The following is a 23,748-nucleotide window of genomic DNA, read 5'->3' on the forward strand; positions in this document are numbered from 1 at the left end:
AGTCCGACGTCATGAGGAGTGCCCGTGACCCAGCAGTCACCACCGTTGACCCAGCAGCCCGCGGCCTACGCCGGCGCTTCCGCCCACGGCAGTACGAAGTCGCTCGCCGACCGGCTGGCGAACGGCCGGTGGTACTTCTACGTCACCGTCTTCTCGGCGGGCTTCCTGGCCGGGCTGCCCTTCTGGCACGCCGCACAGCGGCTCGGTCGCTCGTCCGTGCGTCGCCTGGCGTGGATCTACACGGCGGCCGGCGCCATCCTCGTCGTCCTCATGGCGCTGACCCCCGCCCCCGATCCCGACGAGTCGTCCGGGAACTCCACGATCAGCACCATCGGTGGCATGGCGGTCGTGGCCGTCGTGGTCATCGCCTGCTACCAGCTCGTCGGCCTCCGACGGGAGGTCTACGAGGGGCGACGGAACGCCGTCCCGACGTCCTCCGCCGACGTCCTTGCGCGCGCCGTCGCCACCCGGCAGAAGCGCCAGGACGCGCGTCGACTGCACGAGCAGGACTCCGCCCTGGCCCGGGAGCTCGGGATCGGGCGCCCCGATCTGGGGCGCGGGTACGACGACGGTGGGCTCGTGGACCTGAACACGGCATCGGCGGCGCTCATCGTGACGGTGAGCGGCATCGACCGGGAGCACGCCGACGCCGTCGTCGAGGCCCGAGCAGCCCGGGGCGGCACGTTCCTCACCGTGGCCGAGGTGTTCATCGAGGCGCACCTGCCCTCGCACGTGCAGGACCAGTTGCGCGAGCACGCCGTCGTCTGAGCTACGCCCTCGGGCGGCCGCGCCGCTGAGGCCGGACGCTCGGGTGCTCCGGTGCGTGACGTCAGGGCACCGCGGGACGCGAGTGGCGTGATGGCCTCATCGGTACGGGACACCGTCGCGCGTCCCGAAGGAACCGCATCGGCTGGTTACCGTCCGGCACGAGACCTGTGCGGCTGAGTGATGGCGCCGCGCGGTGCCCTTCCTGCCATGTGGCAATCGCTGCTGTGGCCTGCCTACGCCCGAGGAGTCGACGATGGACACCGAGATCCAGCTGATCAGTGACGGGACCGGGCTCGCGGTCATCGGGGACCCGGCCGTGGTCGATCGCTTCCTCGCCTCCGAGGGGCTGCCGTCCAAGGATCTCGGACTCTCCCGACTCCGGGGCCTGTGGAAGACCGGAGCCAAGGTCGCCCAGAAGGGCTCCGAGCTCGCGGCCAGCTCGGGTCGGTGGGTGCAGCTGACCGAGGAGTCCGCGGAGCACGTCAAGAAGTACGGGCTGATGAAGACCAAGAGCCCGGGCGTCAGCCATGCGATGGTCGGGCAGCCGGGTTCGGTCAAGAAGTGGCTGCAGATCGAAAACGGGCCCGGGTCGATCGCGACCAATCCGGCCATGCTGAGCGGCGCCGCGGGGGTGATGGCACAGCTGGCCATGGAGCAGGTCATGGAGGAGATCACCGAGTACCTCGCGTCGATCGACCGGAAGCTCGACGACGTGCTCCGCGCCCACGAGGATGCCGTCATCGCGGACATGATCGGGGTGGGCTTCGACATCGACGAGGCCATGACGCTCCGCGAGCACGGCGGTCGGGTCAACGAGGTCACCTGGTCGAAGGTGCAGGCCTCGTCGGCGACGATCGCGCGCACCCAGGCGTACGCGCTGCGGCAGCTCGACGCGCTGGCGGAGAAGGTGGAGCGCGGGACCACCATCGCCGATATCGCCAAGTCGGCCAAGGAGGCCGAGGTCAAGGCCCAGGAGTGGCTCGCCGTCCTCGCCCGCTGCTTCCAGCTACAGGACGCGATCGCCGTGCTCGAACTCGACCGGGTGCTGGAGGTGGCTCCGCACGATCTGGACGGGCACCGGGTCGGGCTGAAGGCCGTCCGGGCGAAGCGCCTCGAGACCATCTCGCAGTGCACGAGGCAGTTGCTGGCCCGCATGGACGCGGCTGCGGGCACGGCCAACGCGAACGTGCTGTTGAACCCGCTCCAGTCCCCGGCGGTCGTGCGGTCGAGGGAGCAGGTGGCCGTCACCGTCTCCGACTTCCACGGACGGCTCGGCATCGACTCCGGCCAGCAGTCCGTGGAGGCGAGGGAGTGGTCGGCCGCTGCCGTCGAGCTGCGGGACTCGGTATTCGCGACGGGAGCCGAGGGTCTCGGCGCTGCGAAGACCCTCGGCAGCGAGACCTTCGACCGGGCCAAGTCGGTGACGGGAAAGCTCTCCAGCGGCATCGCCGGGCGGTCGCTCCGGTGGCGCCGGAACGACGAGGAGTTCGCCCAGGCGGCGGAGTGATCGGGACTCCGCGCCGATAGGGGTCACGCGTCCGGGTGACGCACCGGCTCGGGTCAGCTGAGCCGGCCGGTTCGTGTCGGAGGCGTCCGCTACTTCTTCGGCGAGGCAGGCCGTGCGGCACGGTGCCGCGGCGGATCGGGAGGTACGGGGCGATGCAGCGACTCGACGGGCGGCTGGTGCTGAGCCCGACCGACCTGACCCCCCACCAGGAGTGCCGGCATCTGACCCGGCTCGACCTGGGCGTGGCCGCGGGGGAGTGGGCGGCGCCGGAGGCCGGGACGACGGCTGAGCTGCAGTTCGTCTTCGACCGCGGCATGGCGCACGAGGAGAAGTACCTGGCGTCGCTGCGGGCTGCCGGGAAGACGATCGCGGAGATCGACACCGCCTTCGACGCTGCCGGGCGGCGTGCGGCCGAGGCGCAGACAGTCGAGGCGATGCGCAGCGGCGTCGACGTCGTCTACCAGGGCACGTTCTTCGACGGCGCCTGGGGCGGACAGGCCGACTTCCTGCTCCGGGTCGAGACGCCGTCCCCGGCCTTCGGGAACTGGTCCTACGAGATCGCCGACACCAAGCTCGCGCGGAAGCTGAAGGTCGCCGCGCTGCTGCAGATGGCCACCTACGCCGAGCGGCTCACCGTGCTGCAGGGGGTCGAGCCGGCGCGGATCCACGTCGTCACCGGCGACGGCGAATCGCGGCCGTGGCGGCTGGCCGACGTCGCTGCGTACGCCCGGCGCGCGCGGGCCCGGCTCGAGACGTTCGTCGACGCGCCGCCGGAGACCGGTCCCTCGCCGATCGGCCACTGCGAGCAGTGCCGCTGGGCCGAGCGGTGCAACGCCGAGATGCGGGACGCGGACGACCTCGGCCTGGTCGCCGGCATGCGCGGTGACCACCGGGACGCGCTGCGGGCGGTCGGCATCCCGACGATGGCGGCGCTGGCTGCGGCGTCGCCGGAGCTGCTGAAGTCCTCGGGCATCGGCGCGGACGCTCGTACCCGGCTGCAGCAGCAGGCGGCCGAGCAGCTTCGCGAGCGGACGACGGGGGAGTCGTCGCGGACGCTGCTCGACCCGGTCGAGGGACTGGGTCTGCTCCGGCTGCCGCCGCCCAGCGCCGGCGACCTGTACCTGGACTTCGAGGGCGATCCCTGGTTCGAGGACGGCGCCGGCATCGAGTACCTCGCGGGGATCGGCGACCGGTCTGGCGGGTTCACCGCGCTGTGGGCGCACGACCGCGCCGCGGAGAAGCAGCTGGTCGCCGACCTGATCGACCGGATCGTCGCGGCGGCGCAGGCCGACCCGGCGATGCACGTCTACCACTACGCGCCCTACGAGGTGACCGCGCTCAAGAAGCTGACCGGCGGCTACGGCGTCCGCGAGGCGGAACTGGACCAGCTGCTGCGCGAGGAGCGGTTCGTCGACCTCTATCCCGTCGTCCGGCAGTCGATGCGGATCAGCAAGGAGTCGTACTCGATCAAGAAGGTCGAGGCGTTCTACGGGCGGTCGCACGACGGCGCGGTGGCCAGCGCGCTGGGCAGCGTCCTGGAGTACGAGGCCTGGCTGGAGGACGGTGACCAGGCGCGGCTGGACGGCATCGAGGCCTACAACAAGGACGACGTCGACTCGACCCGCGAGCTGCACGACTGGCTCGAGGAGCAGCGCACCGAGCTGGAGGCGGAGCACAGGCCGCTGCCCCGGCCGTCGTGGGTGACCGCGGAGCCCGACGCGAAGGTGACCGAGGCGCAGGCGGCGGAGCAGGAGCTGACGGCGCGGCTGCACGCGGCCGGGCACGAGCTGCTCGGCGACCTGGTGAGCTGGCACCGGCGCGAGGACAAGCCGGCGTGGTGGGAGGTCTTCCGGCTGCGGACCCTGGACCGGGAGGCGCTGATCGGCGACGGCGCCGCGCTGGGCGGGCTGTCCTTCGAGCGGTACGTCGGGCCGGAGAAGAAGAGCCACCTGTACGAGTACTCGTTCCCGGTGCAGGACACGAAGCTGTCGGTCGGCGACGAGGCGCTGGACGTGGACACCACGAAGAAGGCGGGCACGGTGCACGCGATCGACGTCGCGACATGTCGACTTGTCCTCAAGACGACGGCTGCCGAGCCGCCGCGCCCGCGTGGCCTCGGCCCGGGCGGGCCGCTGAACACCAAGAGCCTCCGGGACGCGATCGCCGCGACCGGCGGCGACGTGCTGGCCGGCCGCGACTGCCTCGGCCAGGCGCTGGTCGAGCGCCGCGTTCCCGCGGGAACGCGGCTGCTGCCCGGTGAGACGACGACGGCGGCAATCGTGAGGCTCGGCCTGGCGCTGGACGGCGAGGTGCTGGCCATCCAGGGCCCGCCGGGCAGCGGCAAGACGACGGCGGCCGCTGCGCTGATCCGGGAGCTCCTTGACGCCGGGAAGAAGGTCGGGGTGACGGCGACCTCGCACGCCGTCATCGGCAACCTGCTGAAGGCGGTCGGGCGGCCGGCGCTGCAGAAGTGCGACGAGAACCAGCACTGCGGCTCGGACGACGTCGCCTGGTCGAACGACAACGCGGTGGTGGCGCGGCAGCTGCTGTCCGGTGGCGTGAACCTGGTCGGCGGGACGGTGTGGTTCTGGACGCGTGCAGACGTGGCCGCCGCCGTGGATGTGCTCGTGGTCGACGAGGCGGGGCAGTTCTCGCTGGCCAACGCGGTCGCGGTGGCGCGGGGCGCGCGGTCGATGGTGCTGCTGGGTGACCCGCAGCAGCTCGCGCAGCCGTCGCAGGCGGTGCATCCGGGCGGCTCCGGGGCGTCGGCGCTCGAGCACCTGCTGGACGGGCACGCCACCATCCCCCCGGAGCGCGGGGTGTTCCTGGACCGCTCGTACCGGATGCATCCTTCGCTGACGGCGTTCGTCTCCGACCTGGCCTACGAGGGGCGGTTGGAGGCGGCGGACGGCCGGGAGCGGGTGGCGGTGCTGGGGGAGGGGCCGCTGGCGGGGAGCGGGCTGCGGGTGCATCAGGTAGCGCACGAGCTGACCTGCGCGGACAAGAGCCAGCAGGAGGCCGGCGCGGTCGCCCGGCTGTGGCGGTCGGTGCAGGGGTCGACGTGGCGGAACCACCTGGGGGAGGAGGCGCCCATCGGGCCGGCGGACGTGCTGGTGGTCGCGCCGTACAACCTGCAGGTGGCGCTGATCAAGGCGGCGCTGCCGGATGGTGCTCGGGTCGGGACCGTGGACAAGTTCCAGGGGCAGGAGGCGCCGGTGGTTCTCTACTCGATGACGAGCACCAGTGCCGACGATGCGCCGCGCGGTGTGTCGTTCCTCTACGACCTGAACCGGCTTAACGTGGCGGTGTCGCGTGCACAGGCGCTGGCCGTGGTCGTCTTGAGCCCGCTGCTGCTCGACGCGCCCGTGCGCACGCCGGAGCAGCTGCGGCGGGTCAACGCGCTGTGCCGGCTGGTGGAGTCGGCGACCGTCGTCTGATCTCGACCGCGGTGCGCGGGCGGGTGCGGGCCCGTGGTGTGATGCCTGTCAGGTGACTGCGGGCTGGCGTCGGGTCGGTCTGCTCGGTGGAGAGGTGGGCTCGTGGCCGGAACTGGCGAGATTCTGCTCGAGGTGAACGACGGCGTCGCGATCGTGACGCTGAACGCTGCGGACCGGCGCAACGCGCTGACGCCCACGATGGCCGACGAGCTGATGGCGACCTTCGACGAGGTGGACGCCAAGTCGGAGGTCGGGGCCCTTGTGATCCGCGCGGAGGGCAAGTCGTTCTGCGCGGGCGGCGACATCGCGACGCTGACCTCGGCCGGCAAGGACCCGGCGGCACCCGATGCCTACGAGGGCATGGGCAAGATCTACGACTCGTTCTACCGGCTCGGCCAGGTCAAGGTGCCGACGGTGGCGGCCGTGCGCGGCTCGGCGGTGGGCGCCGGCATGAACATGCTGCTGGCGGCGGACCTGCGGATCGTCGCGAAGGACGCTCGACTGCTGGCCGGCTTCCTCAAGCGCGGCATGCACCCGGGCGGCGGGCACTTCGTGATCCTCTCGCGGCTGATCGGCCGCGAGGCCGCGGCGGCGATGGCGCTGTTCGGCGAAGAGATCAACGGCGACAAGGCCGTGGAGCTCGGGCTCGCCTGGGAGTCGCTGGACGCTGCGTCGGTGGATGACCGCGCGATCGAGCTGGCGACACGGGTGGCTGCGGACCCGCAGCTCGCGCGGGTGGCCGTGGGCAACTTCCGCAAGGAGGTTGTGAACGGCGCAGTGGCCTGGGACGTCGCGATGCAATCCGAGCGACCGGCGCAAATGTGGTCGATGCGGCGCTCGGCTGAGCAGTAGTTGCTCGACCCTTCGCAGAGGGTTATTCGAGAGAGGAATCCCTAGGCAGCCTGCCGCGACTGGCGAGGACCTCGGCCTCCACGTGCCAACGACGCGACTCCCGCACCGGCTGGAGGGCCACTTGACCATCGATCACGTCGCCGTGCCCTTGGACTAGGAAGTGACCGACGTGCAGCGAGTATCGGGCGTCGGGCTGAGCGAGCACGACGCCTACGTGCATGCAGGTCGTCGTTTCGGGTGACACAAGCATTTTGACCTTGATTGCGCGGTGTTCGTTTGGTGTCCTGCCCACACCGCATCTGAGGGGGCAGCGTGGCCAGGTCGATCGGTGATTGGTATGGGCACCGTGAGCGCTGGTCGCCCGATGACTCGTTCGACGACGAGGTCGTTGAGGCCCAGGACCCCTGGGATCTGGCGACGTTTCGGCGAACGGCCTTGTCACCCCGTCCGTCCACGAGCCGGTCGGGGAGTCCGCGCGGTGGAACATCAAAAGGCGGAGGGGCCGGCAAGGCCGCGATCAAGAACGCTGTTCGAAGCTCGATGGGACGGCAGGGTTCGCATCGACGCGGTGCAGGACGCCCGATCGCCTCGACCTCGTCGGCGGTGAAATCTTCGCCGCCGACGACACCGACCAAGACCCTGAGCCAAGCCACACGAAACAACATCCTGATCGCGGCACGGCTGCACCCGGGCATGGGCCCGAAGCGCCTCGCCGCTGTCCTCCGCGTCAGCGGGACGATCGTCACGAAGGCACAGATCAAAGAGGCCCTCGGCCTCTCGGGCAGCGGAGAGCCAAAGGGGCGGCGACCTGCCCCGGCTTCGAAGGTGAAGTCCGTGGCGTCCAAGCCAGTCACGTCGACTGCCGCACTTCGATCCCTGTGCAATGCCTGCGGCGTCGTCGTCAGTGTGACGGGGCAGTGTCGCTGTTCCTGACGTCTTTGACTGCGTGCGAGTGCTTTGAAAGGGCACGACGGCCGCAATTGCTTACGGCCTGAGTCGACTCCCACTCTGGGTGCTGCCCGCCTCGGACTCGATGCGGAGCCCCCCGACTCGTTCGGCGTCCCCACTGGTGTGGTCGTCCTGCCGATGTTCCCCGGCAGCACCTCCTAGCATGGCCCCGTGTCAGGCGACCTCTCACTCTTCGGCGACGACCCACCGGATGAGCCGGTTCAGCCAGTCCCCGCTGAGCAATCGATCGCCGGCTGGCTGGTCGATGCGATCAGGGAAGCCCTGACTGCCCGGGGACTGGTGACCATGGCCGAACGACAAGAAGCGATCGAGTCCGTCGCCGGGCGGCCCGTCGAGTCCTTGCGCTCGCTGACCCGCGCGGAAGAACTGCGCGTCTTGAACCGCCTGACTCCCGAGCCAGCGGCGCAGACGGGATCGACGTCGGCGTGGGACGGCCGCGCCGAGGACACCTGGATCGACCGACTCTGATAGCGAGGTGTCCGCGGCTCCACCGAGCGCTGTCACCGAAAAGCCGTTCAGTTGACGAGGTCGTCCAGTAGTTGCTGGGTCTCCGGATCGGTCGAGTGCAGGTAGACGCCACGGAGACCGCGCGTCAGCAGCACCTTGTAGACGTTGCGCACGAGCAGATCGAAGTCCGCATCGCTCACCCGCTTTGTGTTGCGGAAGTCCGGGTCCCGGTTGGCACTGCGGACGGCGACCCACCGATCTGTGCGCCACACCAGGTCGGGGCCGAGCAGGACGCCGTTCCACTCGTACTCGAAGCCCTGCGCGGTGTAGACGCAGCCGACCTGGCCAAAGCCACGGTCGTCACTGGCCCACAGGGCCGCCGGCGGGGCGTCACCCACGGAGCGCTCACCCTTGAGATTCCACGGGCGGGACCAGTCGCCGATCGTCACGTCCGGGACGAGTGACCCGTCGGACCGCGGGTCACTCCACGGCCAGCAGTAGCCGGCGGCCATCCGTGCGTTCTGGCGCTGGGCTAGCTTCTCCGCCAGTGCTGCCTCCATGGCGGACGGCGACGGCGCCGTCCGGACTTCGAAGCGCTCGTCTCCGGACCACTCCTTCGGGCCGCCCGGAGCCAGACCGAGCAGCCGCTCGACCCATTCGACGTACTCGGCGCTGCCGCCGCTGCGGTACTGGGTCGACAGGTCGATCTTGTGGAAGTCGATGCCGCGTTCGCGCGCGTGCTTCTCGATGTCCTGCACCGTGCCCATCTCCCCAGGTCGCACGACCTGGTTCTGATCGAGCAGGAACACCGACACGAAGGCTGCATCGATCAGCTCGTCGATCTGCCGCTTGTCGCTGCGCAGCTCGGCCTTCGTCCAACGGTTGGCCGATGTCTCCCGCAGTCGGTGCGCCTCGTCGGCGATGAGGACGTCGAGACTGTTCTTGGCGACGTCCATGAACTGGTTGAAGTACCGGAACAAAGCGGCCGTGCGCGGGGCTCGGCGACCGGCCACCTTGCGCAGCGTCTGGGTGAACGACCGAGAGCCGGTGGCGTGCGCGACGCGGACGCCGCGCCGGCTGAGTTCACCGAGCAGAGAGAGCGCGATGACGCTCTTCCCGCTGCCCGGCCCGCCCGAGACGATGACGACCGACTTGTGGTCGCCTCCGCGGGCCTTCTCCACCTCATGGAGCACTAGATCGAAGGCGACCCGCTGCTCATCGAGGAGCACGAACTGCTCGCGCGTACGGATCTCCTCCGCCGCGACGGCGAGCAGCTGCTTGCTCGGGGCGACAGACGACCGCAGCAACCGGTCGGCGTAGACCGAGGCGTTGGTAGGGGAGAGGCGGTACCGGAGGAAGTCGTGGAAGTCGCCACGGTCGCGTCCGGTGAACAGGCGGCCCAGCTCGTCCTGCGGGTAGCCGCGGAGCGCACTGACGCGGTCATCGGTCGCGTTGTGCAGGTATGCGGCTCCGGCGAGCACGTCGGTCGTGCCGTGCAGGACGCCGAGGAAGTCGAGCAGGTACTCGCCGTAGTAGCGCACTTGGGCGACCGGGTGCAGCACGGGACGGTTGCCGTACGTCGGCTGGACGACGAGCTCCGGCTCGTCCTCGAACAGGGTTGCCTGCGTCCACTGCTTCAGCTCCAGGACGACGTAGGACGGCCCGCCGCGGCGCGCGTGCTCGCCGGCCAGGATGACGTCAATCCGCTTGCTGGACAGGGGGAGCTGGTACTCGAGCAGCACCTCGACGCTGCCGAGACCGGCTTGCTCGAGGTCGGCGGCGAGAGCGGTGAGGCTGGCGTCCCAGGAGCGCGTCTCGGCGGCTGAGGGCGAACGGTTCATGCGGTGCGACATCTGAGTCGCCAGCGTGGACGCCAGCGAGGCGGCGTCAGCGAGCGTCTTGAGGCCATGGCCGGACGTACGAAGAAGTGGCAAGGACCTGTCCCCGGGCAGCACGAATCAACGTGCGGGTGGGGGCATGTCCAAAGATCGGAAGCCAGTCGAACCGCGTAGTCGTCACCCTAGACGGGACGCCGGTCACATCCGGTGACCGATACTCCAGCCGTGAGCGACTTGGCTGACTTGACCGCCCGGATGCGTGAGTTCACCGAGGTCCGCGACTGGGGTCGCTTCCACAACCTCAACTCCCTCACGCTCGCGCTGGCAGGTGAGGTCGGGGTTGTTGCCGAGCTCGTGCAGTGGCTGCCCACTGAGGAAGCAGGCGGGACGGCGGAAGGCAGTCGCCTGCGTGAAAGGTTGGGGGAGGAGCTGGCGGACGTCCTGCTCTACCTGGTGCGGCTGGCCGACGTGTCCGGTGTCGACCTCGCTGCTGCGGCTCGGTCCAAGTTGGAAGCAAACAGCCAGCGCTTCCCTGCTGCTGCCAACCTGGGCGTCGCTCCTGTTCGCGACTGAAGCCGACGTCGGGGTGTCGTTCCACGCCCCTGCCGGCGGCCTTGCACAGTCAACGGACCGGCGCAATGGGTGTCGGCACAGTGAGGACGGCCCAACGGGCTTCTGTGGGCGGCTAGGGGACGAGCACGGCAGCCACCTGCGCGGCCAGGGGGGGCGGGACGCAGTTACCCAACTGTGCTTGCACGCTGCCTCGCGCTCCCACCAGCTCGAAGTCATCCGGGAAGCCGAACAGTCTCTTGATCTCTCCTACCCGGAGCCGGCGATTCTCCCAGTGGAACGGACCAACGTACGGACCGGGTTGAGCCTGAATTGTCGGCGCCGGACGGGTCGGGTCGAGCTTCAAAAGGAAGGACCAGAACTTACTGCGCCATGCGAACTGAGGATCCGGGTGCCCCTTTTCGGCGGTGTAGTGCAGGTAGTTGCCGCCTGGAGGAATCTCTTCGAGCAAGTGACCAAACTTTCCCTGCACCTTCTCTCCCGGTTCTGGGTCGCATATGAGTCCCGCCAACGCTTCTCCCGCGGATACGTGCGCACGATCCGAGTGGCCGGTCGCGCGACGCTCCCACTTGCCCCCGTGGCTGGCGTCGGGGTGGGGGGGGACCGGCAGTCCCTTTTGCACGCCGATGACGAAGAGCCGTGGCCGCGCCTGAGCGACGCCGTAGTCAGCGGCGTTTAGCACCTTCCATCGATAGTCGTAACCCGCGTCGTTGATCTCACGAAGCAGCCGCTCGAACGCTGGGCGAGATGCCCGGTTGTTGTACGTGAGCGCGTAGACGTTCTCCAGGAGGAACGCTCGCGGCTTAGCCTCGGCCAGCACACGTGTGTAGGCCTGCAGCAGGCTCGCGTCCGGGTCGAGGCCAGCACGCTTCCACTCAAGGTGGAACCCGCTCTTGCTGAACGGGGTACACGGCGGCCCGCCCACCAGGAGATCAGGTCGCTCGCTTCCAGTCAGACCCGCTGCCCGAAGGATGTCCTTGGTTGGGACGTCAAGGATGTCCTCTTGGATGACGGGGGACGCAAGCGTAGGGAAGTTCTTCTCCATGGTGGCGGCCGCGTCCGCGTTGCGTTCGACGGCGGCTCGGACCTCCCAGCCCGCGGCTTCGACACCTAGATCCAGCCCGCCGGCGCCCGAGAAGAGACTGATCGCTACGCCCTGAGTCACGATCTGAGTCTCTCAGGCCCCTCTGACAGAACCCGGAGGCTCACCGCCGGGGCTCCTGGCGGGCGACTGTCCAGTCCCGGGCGTCAACAGCTGTACCAGCGTCGATACCGACCCGGCCTCGATGTCTGTGAGGTGGACTCAGGCGTCGGCGTCCCCTACCAGCTGCTCTTCGGTCACCCATCGGCTCGGTACCGGAAAGACTGCGAGGCTGCGCGCGTATGGCCGCTAGGAGCTTGCTCAGTGGCAGCCGGACAGCTGGATCGCCGCCCGAGCGTCTTGGCTGCACCTGCCTGCCTCCGGGGGCTTCTGTTGCGTGATCGAACTGGCCACTGCTGGGTGGTTGCCGGGACTGTTGGTGACCTTGAAGTGGCCGGTCCCGTACGCAGGGTCGACCTGTCGCTGCACCCCGACGTTGACGGCAACCCGCGTGTACCTCCCGCTCGTAGCTACCCTTCACCTCGACTCGTGATTGAGATGGACAGGCCCAGGGCCGACACCGTCGCCATCGTTCGGTCAATACTCATGTCGTCTTGTCCAGCGTGAGAGCCTGCCGCAGTGCCACCTGAGACATGCGCCGAAACGACATTGGGTGAGATATGACAGCCCGCATCGATCGAATCCTTCACGTTGCCGCCTTGGTGGGACATGACGTCCTTGAGATCGAGGACGTTCGAGACGGCTGGCCGGCGCTGGCAACACTTCATGTAGAACGAATGCAGCTCCGTTTGGCGCTCTTCGTGGGAAGTCTTGGCTCGGGTGGCAGACGCCGCGATGACGTCGAACGCCGCTTTCAAAATCCCGGCCAGAATCGTCCCCTTGTCGGCGTCGACGGTCGGGCGTCCGTCCTACTCGCTCTGTGGGATCAGGACGATCACCTACGTGTAAGTCGGCCGATCATTGTTACCTACGACGCCGATCGTCGTGACGGTCTCATGACGCGATGGTCGGCGTTCGCCCCTGTTAGCACGCTGATGGACGCTCAGGCGACGGGGTGGGCGACGCATGTCAGCGATTCGGGGGAATCGATCCGCTGCATGGTGCCGGCGCTACTCCCGGCCGCGATCTTGGCGGATGTCGAAGGCATTGAACTCGAGCAGCTACTAGTACAAACGGCCGTCGAGGCGTCCGGGCTGCTCGAGGAGCCGGAAGGAGCGGCCGTCCCGGACAGCAGTCCGTCGGCCCTGCGTGCCCGACGCGCGACCTACTCGCTGGTGCGTGACGCGAGATTCTCGAGACGGGTCCTTGACGCGTACGACGGGAGGTGCGCGATGTGCGGCGTGGGTTTGCATCTCGTGCAGGGCGCACACATTTATCCGGCATCCGCACCTGGATCACTTGATCGGCCGTGGAACGGCTTGTCCCTGTGTGCGAATCACCATCTGGCGTTCGATCGCTACCTAGTCGCTGTACACCCTGTTGAGCGGTACATCTTATTCCACCCAGACGTGCTGGAGGCGGCGCAGGCAGACCCGACCGCACGTGCCTTCATCGAAGGAACCTTGACGGAACTGCGACCATGCGCAGTCGGGGCGGAGCCGAAACCGGAAATGTTCCATCGCCGTTACGCCCATTATCATGATGAGTACAAATGGCTCACCGCAAACTTTAGCTTCTAGCGGCCACGGCTCAACAGTGAGCCTGGTAGCCGGGTCGGCCCGTTCTGCTGATGTGGTCCAGGAGGTTGCGACGACATGCGCTGACACCGGATGCGGTTCGGCGCCGGGTCAATGGTCACTGTGGCGCACTCATCGTCGGGGGGGGGTAGACATATTCGGCGAAGTCGATCAACGGGACGCCGTCGCAGCGCTGAGCGTCGTCGACCAGGAATCGTTGGCGTCCGGCCAGACCGCGTCTTGCGGGGTGGCGGCCCCGGGGACGGTTCTTGGGATCCGGTCACCGCGCCTGGACACGCCGACGGGCGCACTTCAATCGCGAAACGCCCGTGTCGCTAGGTCAAGTGATCGCAAGGCGCAGGCGTGCACCACTGCAACAGCAGTCCCATAGGGGCCGACACCGACTCGAATCACGGTCAACAATTGCCGTCACCTGATTAGTTTGCGCAACGGACGCACGGACAGCCGCGTGCTCGTATGGACTACGGGGGACCGATGGGCTCGCTCAGCACAGGAGGCGGCAGCAGCGCCGTTGCCGCATCCGCGCACGCCGGCTGCCAGCGATTTCGGCGCACCGATCCGCTGATCACCAAGGTGAGCCGCAAGAAGCTCGCCTCGGACCTTGGCGCCCCCGATGTCAGTGCTGGCATCCCCGAGGCGCGATGGATGCGCGCCATGACCTTCGAGCGGCTCGTCCACTCGGATCGCTTTGTCTCCGAGCTGCTCACCAAGGCGGTGGGTCAGCTCGGTCTGCCGCGCCCTGAAGGCGTTCGGCGTCGGTCGGGCAAGGTTTCGGTGGACATCACGGCCGCCGAGCTACATGCGGCCCACGCAAGAGCCGCCGAGGGACACGCCACGATGCTCACCGAGCTCGCTGTCCCTTTCGTGGACTTGGAGAGGCAACTTGGCGCCACGCCGACCAAGCCCGATTTCGCCATCGTCTGCCCGCGGATGGTCGACGGCGACGGTGCTGGCTCGTGGCTGATCATGGGAGATGCCAAGGACTACGAGCGGGTGCGTTCGCGCATCGACGACGCTCGGTTGCTCAAGGGCTTCCTGCAAGTGGCACTCGGAGCAGAGTCCGCCAAGGCGTGGAGCAAGTTGCCCGCCGGGATGGTCGTGCACAAGTGGGGTGCGTTGGCTGTTCCCCGCAACGCCTTCCTCCAGCCCGAGGCAGTCGTCGAGAGGCTCGACGACCACCGGGCCGAGGTCAGGGCACGCGCAAGAGAGCGCACCGATGCGTTGGCCGCACATGGCACCCACGCCACCGACACGAATGATCCGACCGGGTACGTCCAGCACCTCGAGGCCGAGTACGACCCGAGTTCGTGCCCCACCTGCAACCTCTTCACGTACTGCCGCGACGAACTCCGCCAGGCAGCAACGCCAGACGCCCTCCTGATCGAGCTCGGCGTGGAGCGGCTGACCCGCCCGGCGGTGCGTGGCCTCGTGGACGGCACGGGTGTGGTGGGTATGGCATCGCCCCAGGTCTTGGCGAACATCCGGGCGACGGCCAGCGGGCTCCCTGAGTGGATGACTCGACGCCGCGTCGACCCGGTGGGCTTGCCGGGCGCCATCAACATCGTCCTGGCGAAGTCCGATGCCGCGGCCCTTGGTGTGCACGGGATTGCCGTCCAACAGGTCGGGGCCAGCGGACCTGGGGCGTGGCGGCGACTCACCTTCCTCGAGCCGCAGGCGCCGCAGACCCGGACGGCGGTCATGGGTGTGATCGGTGCGGCGCTGCGAGAGGTCCGCGACGCCGGAGCTGGGCCGGTGCACCTCGTCGTCCCGGACAAACCGACCGCAGACATCCTGGTCTCCACGGCGGACTCGCTGGCCGGCGTGGAGCTCAGCCGGTTGCGCTGGCAGCACGATCTGGACATGGGGCGATCGCCGCTCACCTTCGATGGTGAGCCTGCAGAGGTCCCCACGGCGCTCGGCGATGACCAGCGGCTCGCAGTCAGCTTCATGCTGGAGGCAGACCGGGCTCGGGCGATGTCTCTCCGCAGCGCCATCGTCGATGTGCGGGGGGTGCTGGCGACGCACGTCATCGCCGGCGGCCCGTCAAGCGACAGCGGGCGTCTCGACTACCTCGTCCGCTGGGCTGCGGCGAGTCAGCCGATTCAGCACCGCGACATCTCCGATGAGATCGCCCAGCAGGTGCACACGCCTGGGGCCCGGCTCTCCAATGAAGCCTCCGACGAGATCCATGCGGCACACCGTCGCCGGACGACGGACGAGGCTGCCTATCGGCAGTTGGTCAACGCTGCGATCGACTACCGGATCAGCGTGCTCGAGCAGGCGACCGCAGTCCTCGACGCGCTCCCCATCTCCAAGCTCAGAGCTGTCCACCGGGCTCTGGAGATGGACGCGCAGGAGGTGTGGGGCAGACGGGTCGCGCTGCACGCCTCGGACCTGGTGCGGTTCTCCCGGACTTTCCCCGCCTGGCGGAACGCCCAGGTCGACATGCTGGACGCCGACAACAGGTGCGCCAGCCAGCTGACCATGCTCGCCGATACCGACTGCGCGTTGGAGCGGGCACAGGACGCGGGTGTTCGTGAGCTGGCAGAGGCGACGGTGCTGACCACCACCCCCCTCCGGCTCCGAGTCCGCTCTCGGCGGCTCGTCGAGGGATCTTCGGTCGTCGCCCTGCACGTCAACGACGCACCGGTCGTCGAGGCCGCAGGTACCACCGTGCAGACCCAGAAGGGGAGCTTCAAGTTCGGACAGCTGCCGATCGGTCCCCTGACCGGGGAGGCCGACGCCGAAGGGCTGCGGTGGTCACCGGGAGTACCAGTGCAGCTCCAGGTGGGCGACCGGCTCATTCTGGCCGACGCTTCCTGGTTCAAGACCTTCCGCTCAGGTCACGAGATCGCCATCGACAGACCCAAGCTCGACGAACGAGCAGCTCCCAAGGCCACCTGCACCCCCTCGTCGTTCGCCTCCGATCCCATTCAGCACCGGTGGTGCTGCCGGCCACATGAGGACGCCGAGGCGGAATGGTCGGACACGCTCGCCGCTCGCCGGGCTCGCGGCGAGCTGAACCCGCAGACGTGGCCGCCGCTCATCGACGAAGACCGGTTCGACGTCGGAATCAACGGCCCTGAAGTGGAGACGGCCGACGACGAGACGGCCGTACCGGCCGATCTGACCCTCGACGACATCGAGTAGGCGCGCATGAGCATCCAATTCACGGCGCCGATCCATGAGGGCATCGGCGACCGCCACCACGGTGCCGCAGCGGCCGGCAACTTCGCGGCTGCTGAGCAAGCTGTGGCCGCGCTCACGGACGCGTTGAGCGAAGTTGGCGAGCACGACAAGGTCCTGCTCAGGGCCGCGGCCGGCGCAGGGAAGTCGTTCGCTCTCGTCCGGATGGTCAAGGAAGCACTCGAGCACAAGGCGTGCGCTCGAGTAGCCATCACCGCCTTCGCCAACAAACAGGTCTTTCCCCTGGCTGGCCGGCTCGGTGATGAGCTGGGGGCAGATCGCGTCTGCCTCTTCGTCGCGACGGCCCGTCAGTCGGATGTACCACCGGAGGTGAGAGCCAAGGTCACCATCGCGGTCAGGACCACCGAAATTCCGGCATCGGCGGAGGTCGTGCTCGGGACGTCGCACAAGCTGGGAGCCTTCGGCGAGCGCGGCCGGCTGATGAACCACCTCGGCGCCTCGGCCAACGGCGACCGCATCTTCGACGTGCTGCTGGTCGACGAGGCCTGGCAGCTCGCTCTGCACCGCTTCAATGCAGTCGAAGGCTTGGCGCCGCTCGTCGTTGGCGTCGGCGACGTAGGCCAGCTGCCGCCGCTCGACCCCGGCCAGAATCCCTGGCGAGGCGACCCCGGTTACAACCCGTACCGGGCATGGCCGACGGCGTACGAGGACAAGCCGACGACCTTCGTGGTTGACCTGCCGGCGGTCTGGCGCCCCGCGGCTGAGCAGCTGCCTCTCTGGCGAGCCTTCTACAACGACTGGGACGAGCTCGACTCTGTGGCCGGCCCCGGCGACCGATCCCTAGAGCTGCCCCTGCTGACCGGCCCCGCAGGCGACGTGTGGAGTGCAGTGGCTACAGGTCGGCCGACGCTGTTGGAGGTCGAGGGCCTGGACGAACCAGATGCTGCCGACATCGACCCGCCACTCCTCGGGGTCCTGGAGGAGCTGCTGTTCCCGCTGCTCGAGGCAGGCTTCGCGGTCAACGAGCGGGAGTACGACGACACCGGTCAGCCGAAGGAGGGAGTCCGCCGAGTCGAATCCTGGACGCCCACGGGCGATCCACTGATCGTCATCCTGGCGACGCGCAACCAAGCGGTGGACGACGCGGCGGAGATCGCGGACCGGCTCACCGAGAAGCTGTCGCTCCCCGACGGCGTGATCCAGGCATCGACAGTCGACTCCTGGCAGGGCCAGACCAACCGGCTGACAGTCGCCGTCCACCCGTTGTCCGGCGCGTCCAAGCTCGACGACTTCAACTCGGCCTTCGGCCGGCTTGCCGTCACCTGCACCCGTGCAACCCATGGGCTGCTCATGGTCGCGCGCGCTGGACTTGATGACCTGCTGGTGACGGCGCCGCCGCGTCCTGGGACTCCGTTCGGGGAGCCGGGCCCCCGCTCGCTTCCTCGACAGACGCACCAGCGGATCTTGGGAAGCTTCACCCGCGGGACATGGCAGTACGACGGAGCGCCTGCTGTCGGATGACCAGCTGCGTTGGTGCAGCCACTTAGGGTGTCAGCGGAATGACGGGGGAGTGCAATGGCAGAGGAGCGCGGTCGCCGGTGACTGAGACGCTGGGAGCAAGTCCGATCCTCAACGGGCCGTACGACCCGCCCGCGCGCTACTACGAGATGGGTTCGAGCGGGCGCACCAACACGATCATCGATGGGCGCCGCCCCAGCGAGTCGTACATCCCCATCCCAACGGCCCGCAAGGGCAACGTCAGCGCAACGGGTTTCGTCCAGGACGCCATCGACTTCGACCTGACCGGTGAGCGGCGTGAGCGCAACAGCTTCGTCAACGACCTCCGGCGGGAGGTCGAGCGATGGCGGCACCGGAACTACGAGCGCGTCACACCCACGAGCCGCAAGTTGTTGCAGCACTGGGCGGACCCGGACCGTGAGAATCGCGTCCTCTTCGCCCAGCGAGAGGCGGCCGAGACGGCGATCTTCCTCGCCGAGGTCGCCGGCCGGCACGGCTACGCGGACTGGCGTCGTCAGATCGACGAAGCCAACGGCGACCACAACTCGGGGCTGCCGCGGGTCGCCCTGAAGATGGCGACCGGATCCGGCAAGACCGTCGTCATGGCCATGCTCATCGCCTGGCAGACGGCCAACAAGGTGCTCAGTCCGCGGGACGCGCGCTTTGCCAAGCGGTTCTTGATCGTGGCACCTGGCATCACCATCCGGGACCGCCTCCGGGTGCTCCAGCCCGGACACCCCGGCAACTACTACGACGAGCGCGACCTGCTGCCGTCGGACCTGCGCGCCGCGGTGCAGCAGGCGCAGATCGTGATCACCAACTACCACTCCTTCCTGCTGCGCGACGCGAAGGAGATCAAGGGCGTCGCCGCCAACACGAAGAGGATACTCCTCGCCGGCAAGGCGGAGGATCCCTTCAAGGAGACGCCAGAGGCCATGGTGGCCCGAGTCCTGCGCGACTTCGCCGGCCGGAACGAGCAGATCGTCGTGTTCAACGACGAAGCGCACCACTGCTACCAGGACAAGCCGATCCCGGCCGCCAAGGGAGCTCCCGCGTCACAGACCAAGGAAGACCTGGAGACGGCGCGCGTCTGGTTCAAGGGTCTGCAGGCGATCCAGCGCAAGGTCGGCATCAAGACGATCTTCGACCTGTCAGCGACGCCGTTCTATCTCGGGGGGTCCGGCTACTCCGAGGGCTACATCTTCCCGTGGGTGGTCAGCGACTTCTCCCTCATGGACGCGATCGAGTCGGGCATCGTGAAGATTCCGCGCACCCCGGTGGACGACGACGCGACCGGCGATCTGGTCACGTACTTGCGGCTTTGGGACCACGTCGGCACCAAACTCCCAAAGAAGAAGCTGTCGTCCACCGAGACACTGCATGGCTGGATGCCGCCGGCCGAGCTCGAGGGCGCGCTGAAGAGCCTCTACAACAGCTACAGCAAGTCCTACGAACACTGGGCGACGACGCTGGCTCAGTACGGTGAGCCGCCGCCCGTGTTCATCGTGGTCTGCCCCAACACGGTCGTTTCCAAGCTGGTCTACGACTACATCGCCGGTAAGGAGACGGACGGCGGTGTACTCGTCCCCGGAGAGCTCGCGCGGTTCAGCAACGTCGAGGACGGCCACTTCCTGACTCGACCGCGGACCATCCTGGTCGACTCTGCCCAGCTAGAATCAGGCGAGGCGATGAAGGCCGACTTCAAGCAGGCCGCGGCCGCCGAGATCGATGCCTTCAAGGCGGACTTCCGGCGCCGCAACCCGGGAGCCGACGGCGAGTCCCTCACTGACGAGGACCTCCTCCGGGAGGTCATGAACACCGTCGGCAAGAAGGGCAAGCTGGGCGAAGGTGTGCGCTGCGTCGTCAGTGTCGCGATGCTGACCGAGGGCTGGGACGCCAACACGGTGACCCACATCCTCGGCATCCGCGCGTTCGGCAGTCAGCTCCTGTGCGAGCAGGTGGTCGGGCGCGGACTTCGCCGGCGGTCGTACGCGCTGGGCGAGGACGGCAAGTTCGAGCCCGAGTACGCCAACGTCTACGGCATTCCCTTTGCCTTCATCCCGAGTGACGGACCCGGTCCTGACCCGCTGCCGCGCCCGCCGGCGATCATGGTGGAGTCCCTGCCTGGACGTGAGCACCTGCGGATCGAGTTTCCCAAGCTGGATGGGTACCGAGTCGAGATCCCGGACGAGCGGCTCATGTTCGACGCGGCGACAGCGGAGCACTTCCCCATCGGTCCGAGCACCGTGCCGACCCGCACGGACGTCGAGGGTGTCGTCGGCACGGTTGAGATCGTCACCGACGACGAGGCAGAAGGGCGACGACGGCAGGAGGTCGCCTACCGCCTCGCGGCGCGGCTTCTGCGGACGCACCTCACCGCGCTGGGGGATGACCCGCGACCGTGGCTGTTCCCGCAGCTGGTGGAGATCGCGCAGCAGTGGCTCGAACAGTGCGTCGACATCACCCCTGGCTACGCGATCGGACACCTGCTGACCTCAACTGAGGGCCAGGCGGAGGCTGCGGAGGCCATCTATGGGGCGATCGCGGTTCAGGTGGGCAACCGGCGCGAGCGACTCCGCCCGATGATCCGGCGCTTCGATCCGGTCGGATCGACGGCCGAGATCGCTTTCCCGACCCGCAAGGCGGTCGTACCGGCGGAGAAGTCAGAGGTCAGCCACGTCACGCTGGATGGCAAGGACGGCAACACCTGGGAGCAACTGCTCGCGGCCGAGTGCGAGCTGCACCGGGATGTCCAGTCGTACGTGAAGAACGATCATCTCGGCTTCGTGATCCCGTACGTGCATAAGGGCCGGACTCACTCCTATGTCCCCGACTTCCTGGTCCGACTGGAGCCACGCGAGGACGAGGTGGTGCGGACCCTCATCATCGAGGTCTCCGGCGGCCAGAAGAGTCCCGGTCCGACCAAGGCGAAGGCCGACACTGCGCGCGACCAGTGGTGCGTCGCCGTGAACAATCACGGCGGCTTCGGACGCTGGGGCTACGTGGAGATCACCACCATGCTCGGCGTCCGCAAGCGCCTCTCCGAGGCCATCGACTCGCTGTACGCCGACGACCCCATCGTCGGCGATCCCGATCTGCTCGACTATGACGAGGTCACACGTGGTGCGTAAGCCGAACGGTCCGAAGATGCCGACGCCGGTCGAGGCGATCGAGCACCGGGACACCCGGGTCAATCTGCCGACCGCAGATGCGGTGGAGGACTTCGGGACACCGGAGCTCGATGCGATCCGCACGGTCGCTCTGGCCCGTGACCCGAGCCTGGACCCGCAGCTGATCTGGAAGGGCAAGTACCCGGACGGCGACCCGGCTGCCGGCACCGATCTGACTGTCGATGCTCCGCCCATCTACATCCAGGAGAAGGTCGACCCGCGGGTGTTGGTGGAGAACCTGCGCAAGACTGCCGCGCCAGGGCAGACGGAGCCTGAGCTCTCGCTTTTCGAAAGTTTCGACGGCCTCGATGAGCTCGACGTGGTCGACTTCTACAAGCATCAGGCCAACTGGTCGAACCGCATGATCCTTGGCGATTCATTGCAGGTCATGGCGTCACTGGCTGACCGTGAGGCTCTCCGCGGCCAAGTGCAGATGATTTACATCGACCCGCCATACGGCATCAAGTTCGGGTCGAACTGGCAGGTCTCTACACGCAAGCGCGACGTGAAAGACGGCAAGCTCGAAGACGCGGCCCGCGAGGCTGAGCAGATTCGGGCATTTCGGGACACTTGGAAGTTGGGGACTCACTCCTACCTGTCCTATCTGCGCGATCGGCTCATTGTTGCACGTGAGCTGCTGAATGAAAGTGGTTCCTGCTTCGTGCAGATAGGCGACGAGAACGTCCACCTCGTACGCGCACTAATGGACGAGGTTTTCGGCAGTGAGAACTTCGTTAGCCAGATCACAATTCAGAAGACGGGTGGTGCGGGCAGCTTCGCGGGTGCTACGACCACTCTGGCAGCTGTAACGGACTATGTCCTATGGTTCTCAAAGAATGCGGATGTAGTTAAGTATCGCCCCCTATTTCGAACGAAAGCGGCAGATGACCGAAGCGGTGCGGCCTACCGACTGATCGAAGATGCGGACGGCAGGATCCGAGCCGGCAATCCGACTGAAATGTCCGCCCCGGGCTCGCGGCCCATCCAGCTGACAATCCTGACTTCCCAGACCACACGTGTGGGGCAAACTACAATCTTCCCGGTTGAGGTCGACGGAAAGACCTATATGCCGTCAACCGGCGGTTGGAAGACGAACCGTGACGGGATGGCGAAACTTGTCGCGGCCCGTCGTGTGGCGCCGTCGGGAAAGACGCTGCGCTACGTCCGCTACCTCGACGACTTTCCCGCAATGTACGTCCCGAATCTTTGGACGGACACCTGGGGCGGGTTCGGTGAGGAACGACTGTATGTTGTGCAAACCAATACCGGTGTCATTCAGCGCTGCATGCTGATGTGCACGGACCCCGGCGACTTGGTCCTCGACCCGACCTGTGGGTCTGGAACGACGGCTTACGTGGCAGAGCAATTCGGTCGCCGCTGGATCACGGTCGACACCTCCCGCGTGGCCTTGGCCTTGGCGCGGCAGCGCTTGATGGCGGGAAGGTACCCGTACTACTTCATGGCCGACTCTGTCGAGGGGCGGGCCAAGGAGGCTCAGGTAAGCGGTAAGCCACTGCCGCAGGCGGGAGTCGCGAATGACATCCGTCAAGGCTTCGTATACGAGCGCATTCAGCACGTAACGTTGAAGTCGATCGCGAATAATCCGGATATTTGTGAAGGCATGTCGCGACAGGAAATCGACGCCGCAATCAAGAGGCACGCGGACTTCGAGGTTCTCTACGACAAGCCCTATGAGGACAAATCGAAGGTGCGCGTTACTGGTCCCTTCACTGTCGAGAGCCTCTCGCCGCACCGGTCTCTGGCGTTCGCGGGTGGGCCGGACGATGTTGAGCACCGCGAGACGGTTAGTGAGCAGACGGCTGCCGCGGACGCATCCGCGCCGACGTTCGAGCAGTCGATCCTCGACAACCTTGCCAAGGCCGGCATCCAGAACGGGAAGCGAAAGGAACGCGTCCACTTCGCTGGCGTCGAGCCGTACGCGAACCCGTACATCCAGGCCATCGGCGAACGAGCAGAGGCGGCCGAGCATGACGAGGCGGCGCCGAGTCGGGTCGGCATCGCGATCGGGCCCCAGTACGGGACCGTGTCACCGACCTTCATCAAGTCGGCCGCCCGTGCGGCGATCCGCGCCGGCGATGTTGATCTGCTCTGTGTGCTCGGCTTTGCCTTCGATGCGCAGGCCACGGACGTGACCGAGTCCGACGGCATCACAGTGGAGACCACCGAGGAGGGCTTCGCCTCGGTGGCCGGTGAGCGAACCGTCGGCCGGATTCGAGTACTGCTCGTGCGGATGAACGTCGACCTGTTGATGGGGGAGGACCTAGCCAAGACCGGCACCGGCAACCTCTTCACAGTCTTCGGTGAGCCGGACATCGAACTGCGCTGGACCGACGAGGGCAAGATTGTCGTCGACCTCAAGGGCGTCGACGTCTTCGACCCCACGACTGGGGAGATCCGCAGCGACGACACCAGCAAGATCGCGCTGTGGATGGTCGACACGAATTACAACGAGGAGTCGTTCTTCGTCCGGCACTGCTACTTCACCGGCGGCAACGACCCGTACAAGCGGCTGAAGGCCGCGCTGAAGGCGGAGATCGAGCCGGACGCTTGGGAGTCGCTGTACAGCACCGAGTCGCGGCCCTTCGACAAGCCCGAGACCGGCAAGATCGCGGTGAAGGTGATCAACGACTACGGCGACGAGGTCATGAAGGTCTTCCAGGTCTGACCACTACCGGCTGATCGATGGGTGGAGCGGGGATGGTCCC

Annotated in this window: 13 protein-coding genes; 11 read left to right on the forward strand and 2 right to left on the reverse strand. The window is 67.5% G+C overall.

The window, feature by feature from the left end:
• Positions 1-24: 24 nt before the first annotated feature.
• The 5 genes from ACI79T_RS08815 (at position 25) to ACI79T_RS08835 (ending at position 8,001) form a co-directional block, all read left to right on the forward strand.
• On the forward strand, positions 25-768 hold the full coding sequence (locus ACI79T_RS08815) for a helix-hairpin-helix domain-containing protein (protein ID WP_456609676.1): 744 nt from the start codon (positions 25-27) through the stop codon (positions 766-768).
• 253 nt (positions 769-1,021) lie between these two features.
• Positions 1,022-2,275 carry a hypothetical protein gene (locus ACI79T_RS08820; RefSeq protein WP_456609677.1) on the forward strand — a complete coding sequence of 418 codons (1,254 nt, stop codon included), beginning with the start codon at positions 1,022-1,024 and terminating at the stop codon, positions 2,273-2,275.
• Positions 2,276-2,427: 152 nt separating this feature from the next.
• Positions 2,428-5,712, forward strand: a complete 3,285-nt coding sequence (locus ACI79T_RS08825; RefSeq protein ID WP_456609678.1) for a TM0106 family RecB-like putative nuclease — start codon at positions 2,428-2,430, stop codon at positions 5,710-5,712.
• Positions 5,713-5,814: 102 nt separating this feature from the next.
• The gene (locus tag ACI79T_RS08830) at positions 5,815-6,564 is read left to right on the forward strand and encodes an enoyl-CoA hydratase/isomerase family protein (RefSeq protein WP_456609679.1); all 750 of its coding nucleotides are present in this window, start codon (positions 5,815-5,817) and stop codon (positions 6,562-6,564) included.
• A gap of 1,119 nt (positions 6,565-7,683) precedes the next feature.
• Positions 7,684-8,001, forward strand: coding sequence for a hypothetical protein (locus ACI79T_RS08835; protein WP_456609680.1), 318 nt, complete (start codon positions 7,684-7,686; stop codon positions 7,999-8,001).
• A 47-nt stretch (positions 8,002-8,048) separates the two neighbouring features.
• Here the strand turns inward: ACI79T_RS08835 and ACI79T_RS08840 are convergent, their stop codons facing one another.
• Positions 8,049-9,821 carry a DNA/RNA helicase domain-containing protein gene (locus ACI79T_RS08840; RefSeq protein WP_456609681.1) on the reverse strand — a complete coding sequence of 591 codons (1,773 nt, stop codon included), beginning with the start codon at positions 9,819-9,821 and terminating at the stop codon, positions 8,049-8,051.
• 222 nt (positions 9,822-10,043) lie between these two features.
• On the opposite strand from ACI79T_RS08840, the gene ACI79T_RS08845 reads away from it, so the two are divergent.
• Positions 10,044-10,391 (forward strand): nucleotide pyrophosphohydrolase, encoded by a 348-nt coding sequence (locus ACI79T_RS08845; RefSeq protein ID WP_456609682.1) that lies wholly within the window; start codon positions 10,044-10,046, stop codon positions 10,389-10,391.
• A gap of 112 nt (positions 10,392-10,503) precedes the next feature.
• Here the strand turns inward: ACI79T_RS08845 and ACI79T_RS08850 are convergent, their stop codons facing one another.
• A complete protein-coding gene (locus tag ACI79T_RS08850; RefSeq protein WP_456609683.1) occupies positions 10,504-11,553 on the reverse strand; it encodes a DNA cytosine methyltransferase in 1,050 nt (349 codons plus the stop codon).
• A gap of 596 nt (positions 11,554-12,149) precedes the next feature.
• On the opposite strand from ACI79T_RS08850, the gene ACI79T_RS08855 reads away from it, so the two are divergent.
• The 5 genes from ACI79T_RS08855 to ACI79T_RS08875 all read left to right on the forward strand — a co-directional run bounded on the left by ACI79T_RS08855 (position 12,150) and on the right by ACI79T_RS08875 (position 23,708).
• Complete coding sequence (locus tag ACI79T_RS08855) at positions 12,150-13,169, forward strand: HNH endonuclease (protein WP_456609684.1); 1,020 nt, start codon at positions 12,150-12,152, stop codon at positions 13,167-13,169.
• Between the two features lie 492 nt (positions 13,170-13,661).
• Positions 13,662-16,337, forward strand: coding sequence for a hypothetical protein (locus ACI79T_RS08860; RefSeq protein ID WP_456609685.1), 2,676 nt, complete (start codon positions 13,662-13,664; stop codon positions 16,335-16,337).
• 6 nt (positions 16,338-16,343) lie between these two features.
• On the forward strand, positions 16,344-17,855 hold the full coding sequence (locus ACI79T_RS08865; protein ID WP_456609686.1) for a hypothetical protein: 1,512 nt from the start codon (positions 16,344-16,346) through the stop codon (positions 17,853-17,855).
• A gap of 77 nt (positions 17,856-17,932) precedes the next feature.
• A complete protein-coding gene (locus tag ACI79T_RS08870) occupies positions 17,933-20,983 on the forward strand; it encodes a BPTD_3080 family restriction endonuclease (protein WP_456609687.1) in 3,051 nt (1,016 codons plus the stop codon).
• 16 nt (positions 20,984-20,999) lie between these two features.
• On the forward strand, positions 21,000-23,708 hold the full coding sequence (locus ACI79T_RS08875) for a site-specific DNA-methyltransferase (RefSeq protein WP_456609688.1): 2,709 nt from the start codon (positions 21,000-21,002) through the stop codon (positions 23,706-23,708).
• Positions 23,709-23,748: the final 40 nt, after the last annotated feature.

The sequence above is a fragment of the Blastococcus sp. SYSU DS0619 genome, from assembly GCF_054051035.1.